This window comes from Mesorhizobium sp. M7A.F.Ca.US.006.01.1.1, assembly GCF_003997935.1.
Taxonomy (GTDB): Bacteria; Pseudomonadota; Alphaproteobacteria; order Rhizobiales; family Rhizobiaceae; genus Mesorhizobium.
In genome coordinates, this window is the sequence record NZ_RZQL01000019.1 from 1 (window position 1) to 12717 (window position 12717).

General features: G+C 63.2%; 11 protein-coding genes. 6 read left to right on the forward strand and 5 right to left on the reverse strand.

Features of this window, described 5'->3' with window-relative positions:
- The 4 genes from EN943_RS05800 to EN943_RS05815 form a co-directional block, all read left to right on the forward strand.
- Positions 1-1145: amino acid ABC transporter permease (locus tag EN943_RS05800; protein ID WP_245475604.1), on the forward strand; the 1145-nt coding region annotated here is incomplete at its 5' end.
- Positions 1146-1154: 9 nt separating this feature from the next.
- Entirely contained in the window at positions 1155-2312 is a 1158-nt protein-coding gene (locus tag EN943_RS05805) for an amino acid ABC transporter permease (RefSeq protein WP_127411864.1), read from the forward strand.
- A gap of 31 nt (positions 2313-2343) precedes the next feature.
- Entirely contained in the window at positions 2344-3147 is an 804-nt protein-coding gene (locus EN943_RS05810) for an amino acid ABC transporter ATP-binding protein (RefSeq protein ID WP_013532420.1), read from the forward strand.
- Positions 3148-3258: 111 nt separating this feature from the next.
- On the forward strand, positions 3259-3927 hold the full coding sequence (locus tag EN943_RS05815; protein WP_127411865.1) for a TIGR02117 family protein: 669 nt from the start codon (positions 3259-3261) through the stop codon (positions 3925-3927).
- Positions 3928-4157: 230 nt separating this feature from the next.
- On the opposite strand, the gene EN943_RS05825 is transcribed toward EN943_RS05815, so the two are convergent.
- Together EN943_RS05825 and EN943_RS05830 are read right to left on the reverse strand one after the other, a co-directional pair.
- Positions 4158-5402 (reverse strand): FAD-dependent monooxygenase, encoded by a 1245-nt coding sequence (locus EN943_RS05825; RefSeq protein WP_127411866.1) that lies wholly within the window; start codon positions 5400-5402, stop codon positions 4158-4160.
- 17 nt (positions 5403-5419) lie between these two features.
- The gene (locus tag EN943_RS05830; protein WP_023814125.1) at positions 5420-5665 is read right to left on the reverse strand and encodes a zinc-finger domain-containing protein; all 246 of its coding nucleotides are present in this window, start codon (positions 5663-5665) and stop codon (positions 5420-5422) included.
- 205 nt (positions 5666-5870) lie between these two features.
- Between EN943_RS05830 and EN943_RS05835 the strand changes: the two genes are divergently transcribed.
- Both EN943_RS05835 and ppx read left to right on the forward strand, forming a co-directional pair.
- The gene (locus EN943_RS05835) at positions 5871-8072 is read left to right on the forward strand and encodes an RNA degradosome polyphosphate kinase (RefSeq protein ID WP_127260693.1); all 2202 of its coding nucleotides are present in this window, start codon (positions 5871-5873) and stop codon (positions 8070-8072) included.
- Entirely contained in the window at positions 8072-9607 is a 1536-nt protein-coding gene (gene ppx / locus EN943_RS05840; protein WP_027037843.1) for an exopolyphosphatase, read from the forward strand. Before EN943_RS05835 ends, ppx begins: the two co-directional genes overlap by 1 nt.
- 283 nt (positions 9608-9890) lie before the next feature.
- Here ppx and EN943_RS05845 read toward each other — a convergent pair whose 3' ends face one another.
- From EN943_RS05845 to fumC, 3 genes are all read right to left on the reverse strand, one after another.
- A complete protein-coding gene (locus EN943_RS05845; RefSeq protein WP_127411867.1) occupies positions 9891-10295 on the reverse strand; it encodes a DoxX family protein in 405 nt (134 codons plus the stop codon).
- A gap of 158 nt (positions 10296-10453) precedes the next feature.
- Positions 10454-10873, reverse strand: coding sequence for a DoxX family protein (locus EN943_RS05850; protein WP_127411868.1), 420 nt, complete (start codon positions 10871-10873; stop codon positions 10454-10456).
- Positions 10874-11106: 233 nt separating this feature from the next.
- Entirely contained in the window at positions 11107-12504 is a 1398-nt protein-coding gene (gene fumC / locus EN943_RS05855) for a class II fumarate hydratase (protein ID WP_127411869.1), read from the reverse strand.
- Positions 12505-12717 lie beyond the last annotated feature (213 nt).

Below are 12717 nucleotides of genomic sequence, written 5' to 3' on the forward strand. Positions count from 1 at the left end.
CCTTCATCAACGATCCGAAAATCCGGGGCATATTCTTCCAGGTGCTGGTCGTCGTGCTGCTGGTGGCGGGCGTCTGGTGGATTGCCCACAACGTCATCGACAACCTGACGCGGCTGCGCATCGCTTCAGGCTTCGGCTTCCTCAAGGGCCGCGCCGGCTTCGACATCAGCGAGAGCGCGATCGCCTATTCGTCGGATTCGACCTACGGCCGCGCCATTCTGGTCGGCCTCCTCAACACGGTCATCGTCGCCATCGTCGGCATCATCACCGCGACAATCATCGGCTTCGTCATCGGCATCGGCCGGCTCTCGAAGAACTGGCTGATCAGGAAGATCTGCACCGTCTATGTCGAGGTCTTCCGCAACATCCCGCCGCTGCTGGTCATCTTCTTCTGGTATTCCGGCGTGCTGGCCGTGCTGCCGGCGCCACGCGACAGCATCAATTTGCCTTTCGGCTCCTTTCTCAACCAGCGCGGTTTCTATTTTCCACGCGCCGTATGGGGCGACGGCTCATGGCTGATCTTCGTCGCCCTGCTCGTCGGCATCGCCATGGCGTGGTTCGTCGCGCGCAAGGCGCGCCAACGGCAGATGGCGACCGGCCAGCAATTTCCGGTGTTCTGGACGTCCGCGGCGCTGATCGTCGGGCTGCCGCTGCTCGCCTATGCGCTGAGCGGCTTTCCCCTGAGTTTCGACTACCCGAAGCAGTCGACTTTCAACCTGACCGGCGGTTTTCAGGTCCGGCCGGAGTTCCTGTCGCTTTATCTGGCGCTGTCCTGCTATACCGCCGCCTTCATCGCCGAGATCGTGCGCGCCGGCATCAGGGGTGTCAGCGCGGGCCAGACGGAAGCTGCCGGTGCGTTGGGGCTGCGGTCCGGATCGATCCTGCGGCACGACGACCAGCCGCAGGCCATGCGCATCGTCATTCCGCCGCTGACCAGCCAGTATCTCAACCTGACCAAGAACTCGTCGCTGGCTATCGCCATCGGCTATCCGGACTTGACGGCGACCGCCGGGACAGTGCTGAACCAGACCGGCCAGGCCGTCGAGGGCGTGGTGATCATGATGGTGATCTACCTTGCTATCAGCCTCCTGACCTCGCTTGTGATGAACTGGTTCAACGCCAAGATGGCACTGGTGGAGAGGTGAGGTAAGGACATGCAAGAACATGATATGTCCTGGGTGCGCACCGAAATGGTGCTGGCGCAGCCGGCGCCCGCCAGCGTCACCGGCCTCGGTGCGTGGGTGCGCAAGAACCTGATCGCGTCTACCGGCGACACCATTTTGACAATCGTCGGCATCGCCCTGGTGGCGATGATCCTGCCGCAAATCATCAATTGGGCGTTCATCAACGCCGTGTGGACGGGACCGGACCGGACCGTATGCGCCACGGTGGCGCAAGGTGGCATCCAGCCGGATGGCTGGACCGGCGCCTGCTGGGCTTTCGTCAACGCCAAATTCGGCCAGTTCATGCTCGGCCGCTATCCCATCGAGGAGCGCTGGCGGCCGATCCTGGTCGCTCTCCTGTTCGTGGCGCTGCTGGTGCCGATGCTCATCCCGAAGGTGCCGCGCAAAGGGCTGAATGCTGTCCTGCTGTTCTTCGTGCTGCCGATCGTTGCGTTCGTCCTGCTGGTCGGCGGCATGTTCGGCCTGCCGCATGTCGAGACCTCGCTGTGGGGCGGGCTCTTGGTAACGCTCAGCCTGTCTTTCGTCGGCATTGCCGTGTCGCTGCCGCTCGGCATCGTGCTGGCGCTCGGCCGCCGTTCCAAGATGCCGATCATCAAGACGCTGTGCGTCGTCTTCATCGAGACGGTGCGCGGCATCCCGCTGATCACCGTGCTGTTCTTCGCCAGCGTCATGCTGCCGCTGTTCCTGCCGGAGGGTGTCTCGTTCGACAAGTTCCTGCGCGCTTTGATCGGCGTGTCGCTGTTTGCCGCCGCCTATATGGCCGAAGTGGTGCGCGGCGGCCTGCAGGCGATCCCCAAGGGCCAGTATGAAGGTGCCGATTCGCTCGGCCTCGGCTATTGGCAGAAGATGTATTTCATCGTCATGCCGCAGGCGCTGAAACTGGTCATCCCTGGCATCGTCAACACCTTCATCGGCATGTTCAAGGACACCAGCCTGGTCATCATCATCTCGATGTTCGACCTGCTCGGCATCGTCAAACAGAATTTTTCCGATGCAAACTGGGCAACCGCGCAGACGGCGAGGTCCGGCCTGATCTTCGCCGCCTTCGTCTTCTGGCTGTTCTGCTTCGGCATGTCGCGCTATTCAATGTACACCGAACGCCGGCTCGACACCGGCCACAAACGCTAAACATAAACAAAAGAACAAGGGGATCCCTCTCATGGCCACCGAAAATGCCGTCAGCGCCGAAGAGATCAAGGTCAACGCCGCCAAGATGCAGATTTCGACGACCGATGTCGCCATCGACATCATCGCCATGCACAAATGGTATGGCGAGTTCCATGTGCTGAAGGACATCAATCTGAAAGTGATGCGCGGCGAGCGCATCGTCATCTGCGGCCCCTCCGGCTCTGGCAAATCGACCATGATCCGCTGCATCAACCGTCTGGAAGAGCACCAGAAGGGCAAGATCATCGTCGACGGCAAGGAATTGACCAACGATCTCAAGAAGATCGATGAGGTGCGCCGCGAGGTCGGCATGGTGTTCCAGCACTTCAACCTGTTCCCGCATCTGACCATCCTGGAGAACTGCACGCTGGCGCCGATCTGGGTGCGCAAGACGCCGAAGAAGCAGGCCGAGGAAATCGCCATGCATTTCCTCAAGCGCGTCAAGATCCCGGAACAGGCCAACAAATATCCCGGCCAGTTGTCCGGCGGCCAGCAGCAGCGCGTGGCGATCGCCCGCTCGCTGTGCATGAACCCGCGCATCATGCTGTTCGACGAGCCGACCTCCGCGCTCGATCCGGAGATGATCAAGGAAGTGCTGGAGACCATGGTTGGCCTTGCCGAGGAAGGCATGACAATGCTGTGCGTCACCCACGAGATGGGCTTCGCCCGCAAGGTCGCCAACCGTGTGATCTTCATGGACCAGGGCCAGATCGTCGAGCAGAACACGCCGGCCGAGTTCTTCGACCACCCGCGCCACGAGCGCACGAAGCTGTTCCTGTCGCAGATCCTGCACTAAGGCCTCGACGGCCACGAAGAGCCCGGCTGAAACACTGCCGGGCTCTTTTGCGTATGGGATAACAGGCGGGCGTTCGTGTCGCGCCGGAGCGCGTTTGCAGAGCCGCCTTTCATGAAAAGACTGGGACGTTTTCTGGGTCTTCTGTTGATTGTCGTCGCACTTGCCGTGACGACGGGCACCCTCGTGCCGCGGCCGCTGTGGCCCGCAGCCGCCGCCATGCCGGCTACGACGCGCCACATCCTGGTGCTCAACAATCCGATCCACACCGACATCGCCATCCCGGTCGACGACGCGGTGCGCCGGCGTTTCCATTTCCTGGTCGACGCGGGCATACCAGCCGACAGGCCGGAGGTCCGCTACATCGTCTTCGGCTGGGGCGGCCGCGCCTTCTACCTGGAGACGCCGACATGGTCTGAGCTGAAGGCGGTGCCGGTGATGAAGGCACTGACCCTCGACGCGTCGGTCATGCATGTCGATATCGCCGGTGACATCGCCGAACTGCGTCCCGATGTCGCGGGGTTCGACATCGACGAGGACCGGTTCGCGGCGTTGCTCGATTTCATCGATGCCAGTTTCCAGCGGGGACCGAAAGGCCCGATCCTTGTTCCGGACGCGGCCTATTCCAGGTTCGACGGCTTCTACGAAGCCAACGGCCATTTCAACGCACTGGTCGGCTGCAACACCTGGACGGCGGCCGCCTTGCGCACCGCCGGCCTGCGCACCGGCTGGTGGAACCCGCTGCCTGTATCGCTCGGGCTATCGATGCGGCTGTATAATTAGCTGTCTCGTCTTGTCGCGTTTCGCCAATGCGAGACGCCTCATTCCTTCGCGCCCCCCTCTGTCCTGCCGGACATCTCCCCCACGAGGGGGAGATTGGCAGTTTCGGCGCCCCGCTCTTTCCTGCGGCCCTGCAACGTTCGAGATTGGTGAAATCGGCGGTGCCGACCGGTCTTTCCCCTTGCGGGGGAGATGTCCGGCAGGACAGAGGGGGGTGCTGTCCCGCCGTCCTATCAACGCCTGACAGCAGCCTCCGTTGCCCGCCAGCCATAGAGCCAGTCCAGATCCGCGGCGAGCTTTTCCGGCGGGCGCACCTTCAGGAACACATTGCGCGCAATCGCCACTGGACCCGAGGCATGCCAGGCCAGCCGGTTGACAGCGCCGCGTCGGGTGACCTGCGCGACACGCGGCCGCCGTGACTGCTCCCAAACCGCAAGTGCGGCCAGGGGGTCAGCGGGGGAGGCGTAAACGGCGTCGGCAAGCGTCGCCGCATCCTCGATCGCCATGGCCGCACCTTGCGCCGCGAATGGGGTCATCGCATGCGCGGCGTCGCCGATCAGCGCAACGCCGTTCGATGTTGTCCAGGGCTGTTGCGGGTCAACAGTGTGGATCGGCCATGCGGTCCACGGGCCGGCCTGCTCGACCAGACGGGCAAGTTCTGCCGCGGTGCCGCGCAGGGCTCGGGTCAGGATCCCGGCGCCGGCGTTGCCGGACCAGCCCTCGGCAATGCGTTCGCCCCTGGTGAAGGCCGCGAGATTGAAGGCCGCACCCTTGCTGACGGGATAGGCCACCATATGGAAGCCGGGATGCAGGAAGGTGGTGACGCAGTCCCTGGCGCCGATGGCGGCAAAGCTCTGACCGGCGGCGCTCTCGGCCGCGACGGTGGCGCGCCAGGCCAGTTCGCCGGAGAAGTGGTTTCTTGGCGAAGCCGACCCCTTGGCCGAATCGACGAGTGCGCGCACCGACGACCAGACGCCATCGGCGCCGACCAGCAGGAAGCCTTCAGCCTTGATGGTCTTGCCGTCGATCTCGACTGTCGCTGTGATGCCATGGCTGTCGGTGGCAACACCGCTGACGCGCCCGCTGGTGGTGAGATGGATATCCGGCATCTCGGCAACGCGCGCGGTCAGTGCGCTCTGCAGATCGGCCCTGTGCGCGACGAGATAGGGTGCCTGCCAGCGCGTTTCGGCGGCTTGCCCCAGCGGCACGCGCGCCAGTTCGCGCAAGGTCGCGGCCTCCTTCAACACCACGGCTTCGGGCCGCACCGCCGCCGGCAGCAGCCGGTCGAGCACGCCAAGCTGGCGAAGGATACGGGTCGCGTTTGGAGAGAGCTGAATGCCTGCGCCGGCAGCCTCCAGGCGCTGCGCCTGTTCGAACATCCGAACAGGGTAGCCGCGTTCGGCGAACGCAAGGGCTGCGGTTAATCCGGCGACACCCGCCCCGGCGATGACAATTTGCCGGGATCGCGTGTCGTTCATCGGGCTGGTCGAAGGACTCAGGCGGCCTGGTCGATGTAGATGCAGCCGGCCGGCAGCGTTTCGGTCGCCTTCAGCTTCGGCGAATAGCGGTAGAGCGTCGAGCAATAGGGACAGACTTTTTCATTGTCGTCGCCCATGTCCAGAAACACATGCGGGTGGTCGAACGGCGGATTGGCGCCCGTGCACATGAATTCCTTCACGCCGATGTCGATTGCCTGATAGCCCGCATCGTTCTGAAAATGGGGAATGGAACCGCCTGCCATCGTCGTCTCCTTAACGCAGTCTCGTCTGCATCTGGATCATATCAGGCCTCTTTGCAAGTTCGATGAAATGAAACTGTCGCAAAAGCCTGTCAGAGGATAAGTTAAGCCGGTTAACCCATGACCCGAAAACCGATTTCGGTTTTCGGGAGGGAACGTCGCTATAGAGACTGGCTAACCGGCCGACGGTACGGGAAGAGCGGGAACCATGAACGAATTGAAGCCGGTGCAGAACGAATTCGTGGATGTCGAGGTGGCTCGCCCGGAGGGTGGCAACCCGGATCGCTTCGTCAATCGCGAGTTTTCCTGGCTGCAATTCAACCGGCGCGTTCTCGAGGAATCGCTGAACCTCAATCATCCGCTGCTGGAGCGCGTCCGCTTCCTGTCGATCTCGGCCGCCAATCTCGACGAATTCTTCATGGTCCGCGTCGCTGGCCTTGCCGGCCAGGTGCGCGAGGGCATCACACTCAAAAGCCCTGACGGGCGCACCCCCGAACAGCAGCTCGAACAGCTGCTGCGTGAGGTCGAGCGGCTGCAGGAAGACCAGCAGAAGAGCCTTTCGGCGCTCACCGTGCTGCTCAACAAGGAAGGCATCGAGAGCATCACCCGCGATGCGCTGACCAAGGACGAGAAAATCTGGCTGGAAGACCATTTCCAGGGGCAGGTGTTCCCGGTGCTCACCCCGCTGTCGATCGACCCAGCGCATCCGTTCCCGTTCATCCCCAATCTCGGTTTCTCGATGGCCCTGCAATTGCGCCATCGCAAGAACGGCGAGGAGATGAGCGCGCTGCTGCGCCTGCCGGTGGCGCTGAAGCGCTTCATCCGTCTGCCGGACCGCAAGCATCATGTCCGCTTCATCCCGCTGGAAGAGGCGGTCGGCCTCTATATCGGCAAGCTCTTCCCCGGCTATGAGGTCAAGGGCTCCGGCACGTTCCGCATCATTCGTGACAGCGATATCGAGGTCGAGGAGGAGTCCGAGGACCTGGTTCGCCTGTTCGAAACGGCGCTGAAGCGGCGGCGACGCGGTTCGGTGATCCGCATCGAATTCGACAGGCTGATGCCTGGCGAATTGCGCGACTTCGTGGCAGGCGAGCTTGGCGTGTCGTCGAGCCGCATCAGCGTGCTCACCGGGCCGCTGGCGCTCAGCCAGATTTCCGAGATCGTGGCCGTCCCTCGCGACGACCTGAAATTCATGCCCTACAATCCGCGTTTTCCCGAACGCATCCGCGAGCATGGCGGCGATTGTTTCGCCGCCATCCGCGAGAAGGACATCGTCGTCCATCACCCCTATGAATCGTTTGACGTCGTGGTGCAGTTCCTGCGCCAGGCGATGGCCGATCCGGAAGTGGTGGCGATCAAGCAGACGCTTTACCGCACCTCCAATGACAGCCCGATCGTGCGTGCGCTGGTCGACGCGGCCGAGGCCGGCAAGTCGGTCACCGCGCTTGTAGAGCTCAAGGCGCGCTTCGACGAAGAAGCCAACATCCGCTGGGCGCGCGACCTGGAGCGTGCCGGCGTGCAGGTCGTGTTCGGCTTTCTCGAGCTGAAAACCCATTCGAAAATGTCGCTGGTGGTGCGGCGCGAGGACGGCAAGCTGCGCAACTACGTGCACCTCGGCACCGGCAACTACCATCCGGTAACGGCGCGCATCTACACCGACCTGTCCTTCTTCACCACCGATCCGACGATTGCCCGCGATGTCGCCCAGCTGTTCAATTTCATCACCGGCTATGCCGAGCCGACGGACGAAATGCGGCTGGCGATCTCGCCGTTCACGCTGAGAAGCCGCATCCTGAAGCACATTGCCGACGAGATTGCCTACGCGGTGCAGGGGAAACCGGCGCGCATCTGGATGAAGATGAACGCACTCGTCGATCCGATCATCATCGACGCGCTCTACGATGCCAGTCGCGCCGGCGTCGAGATCGACCTTGTCGTGCGCGGCATCTGCTGCCTGCGGCCGCAGGTTCCGGGCCTGTCGGAAAACATCCGCGTAAAATCGATCGTCGGCCGTTTTCTCGAACACAGCCGCATTTACTGTTTCGGCAATGGTTACGGCCTGCCGTCGGACGAGGCGATCGTCTACATCTCTTCGGCCGACCTGATGCCGCGCAATCTCGACCGCCGCGTCGAAACCATGGTGCCGATCACCAATCCAACTGTGCATGAACAGATCCTTGGCCAGATCATGCTGGGCAACATCATGGACAATCAGCAAAGTTTCGACGTATTGGCTGATGGAACCTCCCGGCGCGTCGTGCTGGAGGAGGGCGAGGAACCGTTCAACGCGCAGGAATATTTCATGACCAATCCGAGCCTGTCGGGACGGGGTGACGCGCTGAAGTCGCATGCGCCCAAGCGCATCGCGCAGTTCAAGCGCCGCAAGAAGAACGCCGCAGCGTCCGGCTGATGCTGTCTGATTCCCAGGGGCGGCTGCAGGACCGCCGACCGCTGTCCATCATCGACATCGGATCGAACTCGATCCGTCTCGTCGTCTATGAGGGACTGGCGCGCTCGCCGACCATGCTGTTCAACGAAAAGATGCTGGCCGGTCTCGGCCGCGGCATCGTTTCGACCGGCAAGCTCGACCCCGAGGCGGTGACGCGCTCGATGGAAGAGTTCCGCCGCTTTCGCGCGCTTTCCGACCAGGCCGGCGCCGAGCATATGTATGTGCTGGCCACCGCCGCGGCCCGCGAGGCGGTCAACGGCCCTGATTTCATTCACCGCGCCGAGGAGGTGCTGAAGACCGAGATCCGTGTCATCAGCGGCCGTCAGGAAGCGTATTATTCGGCGCTCGGCGTCATTTCCGGCTTCCATCCGGCCGACGGCATCGCCGGCGATCTGGGCGGCGGCAGCCTCGAACTGGTCGACGTCGCCGGCGAAGCGATCGGCGACGGCATCACGCTGCCGCTGGGCGGTCTGCGCCTGCAGGACATGGCGAAGAACTCGCTGGCTCAGGCGGCCAAGATCACGCGGGACGAACTGGCGAAGGCCAAGCTGTTGAAAGGCGGGCAGGGCAGGCCCTTCTACGCCGTCGGCGGCACCTGGCGAAATCTCGCCCGGCTGCACATGGAGATGACCAACTATCCGCTTGGCGTCATGCACCATTACGAGATCTCGGCCGAAAGCGCGGCGAACTTCCTCAAGCAGGTGGCCAAGGCCGAGATCGAGAAGGTCAAGGGCATCGAAGGCGTTTCCAAGAACCGCCGTTCGCTGCTGCCCTATGGCGCCATCGTGCTGCAGGAGATCATGGCGGCGATGCAGCCGTCGAAGATCATCGTCTCGGCTCTGGGCGTACGCGAAGGCTTTCTCTATTCGCTGCTCGACGAGGCCGAGCAGAAGGCCGATCCGCTGATTTCGGCCTCGGAGGAACTCGCCCGCCTGCGCTCGCGCTCCGTCGCCCATGCGCATGAACTTGTCGACTGGACCGCCAAGACCTTTGCCGCTTTCGGCATCGACGAGACCGAGGACGAGGCGCGCTACCGCCACGCGGCCGCATTGCTGGCCGATATCGGCTGGCGCGCGCACCCCGAATATCGCGGCAAGCAATCGCTCAACATCATTGCGCACGCCTCTTTCTTCGGCGTCGACCATCCCGGCCGTGCTTTCCTGGCCATGGCCAACGCCTATCGTCACGACGGCATCTTCAACGAAGCCATCGCCCCCGAGATCAAGGCGCTGGCGCCGCCGCGTTATCTGGAGCGCGCCCGCGTGCTCGCCGCGATGATGCGCGTCGTCTACCTGCTGACGGCGTCGATGCCCGGCATCATGCCCAGGCTGAAATGGGAACAACGCGCCAACGGCGTGCTGGCGCTGGTCTTGCCGGCATCGCTGGCCGATCTCTATGGCGAGCGGCCGGCCGGGCGCCTGGCACAGCTGGCAAGGATAACCAACCGCCGCCTGGTGCTGGCTGTTGAGGGCGGGCCTAGCCTTTCAGTAAAATGAACACGGCCTACCAGAGCGTGATTTATCTGACCCACGCGGATATTGGATCAACTCAATCGCGCCACTCGCCGGTGGCATCGCGTTTGTAGACCGGCTTCCCCCAATCCGTCGCTGCTTCGCAGCGCCACCTTTCCCCCCTCCGGAGGGAAAGGAAGGGAGCCTAGCGTGGGGAGCGTTGGCTAGAATAAGTTCGCGCCCTTCCTCTACCCCGTCGATCGGGGGAGAGGTGGCTCGGCGAAGCCGAGACGGAGTGGGGGTCGACCAGGACGCATCTACGAAGATATCAAACCGCACCGCGCCCGTCGACCGACCACGCTCCCGCGCCGGCCATCGCCAACGCAACAAACCCGCCTGATATCGCAATGTCCTTCATCAGCATCTGCTGGTGCAGGAAGGCGAGCATCGCGTCGCCGCCGCCCTGGCCGTAATGGCCGATGAACCCCGCGGCAATGCAGAAGGCAGCGAGCAGCAGCGCCGCGATCCGGGTCTGGAAACCGACCAGGATGAGCAGCCCGGCGATAAGTTCGAACAGTCCCGTGCCCCAGGCGGCAAGCGTCGGCAGCGGCAGGCCGAGGCTGGCGAAATAGCCTGTGGTGCCCGCAATGTCGCTCAATGCATGGAAACCGGAAGGCACGAACAGGGCGGCGAACAGCAGCCGGGAGAGCAGGAGCAGCGCGTTGCGGGGCATGGTCACCTCCGTTATCGGTCGCCGGCCGGCCTCGTCCCGATAGCCCCGATCCTATCAGAAAACTCCGGCCGATAGATCGGTGGGCATGTACCAACAACGAAAAAGCGGCGCGGAAAATTCCGCGCCGCTTTTTTGTTCGGCTATTGCCGGTTTTTGGATCAGCCGCGCTTGGCGTCGATCGAATAGGCGCCGGCGCCCGAGGAAGCCAGCAAGAGGAAGCCGCCCGCAATCGCGAGGTTCTTGAGAAACTGGATCATCTGCATCTGGTCGGCCCAACCGGTATGGGCGACCAAACCGGTAGCGACGGTGAAGATCGCCAGCACCCAGGCGACAATCCGGGTCTTGAAGCCGACGAGGATGGCGAGGCCGCCGAGAAGCTCGATCAGGCCGACGACAATGGCCGTTACGGTCGGCAAGGGCAGGCCGAGGGCACCGAAATAGCCGGCCGTGCCGGTGATGGCGGTCAGCTTGCCGAAGCCTGAAAGCAGGAAGATGACGGCAAGCAGGACGCGGCCGAGGAGGATGGTGGTCGAGGCGTTGGATGCGCCGGAACCGGCGACTGAAGTGTTGGTGGACATGGTGGCTCTCCGGAATGGTTGATACCGGGGAGATAGAGCAAGCCGACTGTTCACCAAAGCCACCAGGTTGGCGACACATTGTTCACAGTACTTACGTTTCCGTGATCGGGCGGCCTGCGCAAAATTCGCTTCGGGTCAGGTCGTGACGGGAGTAAATTCTCCCACTATGAAATACCGGGCTTTTGGTTGCGCAATTCCGGACCGAAAACCGCAAGACACTTTCCTGGAATTGCCTACCCCGGATGCGTCATATCCTCCGGCCGCACCAGCCGGTCGTAGTCGGCCTCGCTGACCAGCCCGGTGGCGAGCGCTTCCTCGCGCAAAGTGGTGCCCTTCTTGTGCGCGGTCTTGGCTATCTTGGCGGCATTGTCGTAGCCGATGGTCGGCGCCAGCGCCGTCACCAGCATCAGCGAGCGGTCGAGTGCCGCCTTGATGTTGTCTTCGCGCGCCTCGATGCCGACGACGCAATTGTCGGTGAAGGAAACCGAGGCGTCGGAGAGCAGCTGCACCGACTGCAGGAAATTGTAGGCCATCAGCGGGTTGTAGACGTTGAGTTCGAAATGACCTTGGCTGCCGGCGAAGGTGAGCGCCGCATTGTTGCCGAACACCTGCACGCAGACCTGCGTCATCGCCTCGCACTGGGTCGGGTTGACCTTGCCCGGCATGATCGACGAGCCCGGTTCGTTTTCCGGCAGCGACAGTTCGCCGAGGCCCGAACGCGGGCCGGAACCGAGGAACCGGATGTCGTTGGCGATCTTGAACAGTGCGGCGGCCGCCGCATTGATGGCGCCGTGCGAAAACACCATGGAATCATGGGCCGCCAGCGCCTCGAACTTGTTCGGCGCGGTGACGAAGGCAATGCCGGTGATGGAGGCGATGCGATCCGCCACCCGTTCGGCGAAGCCGACCGGCGCGTTGAGGCCGGTGCCGACGGCGGTGCCGCCCTGCGCCAGTTCCTGCAGGCCGGGCAGCGTCAGCTCGATGCGCTTGATCGACGAGGCGACCTGCGCGGCATAGCCCGAAAATTCCTGGCCAAGCGTGAGGGGGGTGGCATCCTGCGTGTGCGTGCGGCCGATCTTGATGATGTGATTGAACTCTCTGCTCTTGGCGGCGAGCGCCTTGTGCAGGTGCTTCAGCGCCGGCAACAGATCGTGCACGATGCGTTCGGCGCAGGCGATGTGCATGGCCGTCGGATAGGTGTCGTTCGACGACTGGCTCATATTGACGTGGTCGTTGGGATGCACCGGCTTCTTGGAGCCCATGACGCCGCCCAGCATCTCGATCGCCCGGTTGGAGATCACCTCGTTGGCGTTCATGTTGGACTGTGTGCCCGAGCCGGTCTGCCAGACCACCAGCGGGAAATGGTCATCGAGCTTGCCGTCGATGACCTCTTGCGCCGCCGCGACAATCGTCTTGCCGATCGCAGGATCAAGCCGCTTGAGCTCCATGTTGGCTTCGGCTGCCGCCCGCTTGACGATGCCCAGCGCGCGCACGATCGACGCCGGCTGCTTCTCCCAGCCGATCTTGAAATTGCCGAGCGAACGCTGCGCCTGCGCGCCCCAGTACCGGTCGGCGGCGACTTCGATGGGACCGAACGTGTCGGTTTCGGTTCTGGTCTTTGCAGCGGTCACAGGTCTCTCCTTGTCGAAGTCGGCAACGGCGTATCGCGTTGCACAAACGGCTTCAAGCGGAGATTGCGGGCGGCGAGGATGCGAATCGGTTGAAGGTGATCTCCCCCCTCGAGGGGGAGATGTCGCCGAAGGCGACAGAGGGGGTCGGTTCGACCGGGCGCGACCTCCTGTCGCCGCCGGAAGAGGCTGGCGCTCCACGCGAGGCGACTCCCT

Coding starts and splice junctions, on each gene's coding strand:
- EN943_RS05805 (WP_127411864.1), top strand. CDS start 1,155: ATGCAAGAACATGATATGTCCTGGGTGCGCACCGAAATGGTGCTGGCG.
- EN943_RS05810 (WP_013532420.1), top strand. CDS start 2,344: ATGGCCACCGAAAATGCCGTCAGCGCCGAAGAGATCAAGGTCAACGCC.
- EN943_RS05815 (WP_127411865.1), top strand. CDS start 3,259: ATGAAAAGACTGGGACGTTTTCTGGGTCTTCTGTTGATTGTCGTCGCA.
- EN943_RS05825 (WP_127411866.1), bottom strand. CDS start 5,402: ATGAACGACACGCGATCCCGGCAAATTGTCATCGCCGGGGCGGGTGTC.
- EN943_RS05830 (WP_023814125.1), bottom strand. CDS start 5,665: ATGGCAGGCGGTTCCATTCCCCATTTTCAGAACGATGCGGGCTATCAG.
- EN943_RS05835 (WP_127260693.1), top strand. CDS start 5,871: ATGAACGAATTGAAGCCGGTGCAGAACGAATTCGTGGATGTCGAGGTG.
- ppx (WP_027037843.1), top strand. CDS start 8,072: ATGCTGTCTGATTCCCAGGGGCGGCTGCAGGACCGCCGACCGCTGTCC.
- EN943_RS05845 (WP_127411867.1), bottom strand. CDS start 10,295: ATGCCCCGCAACGCGCTGCTCCTGCTCTCCCGGCTGCTGTTCGCCGCC.
- EN943_RS05850 (WP_127411868.1), bottom strand. CDS start 10,873: ATGTCCACCAACACTTCAGTCGCCGGTTCCGGCGCATCCAACGCCTCG.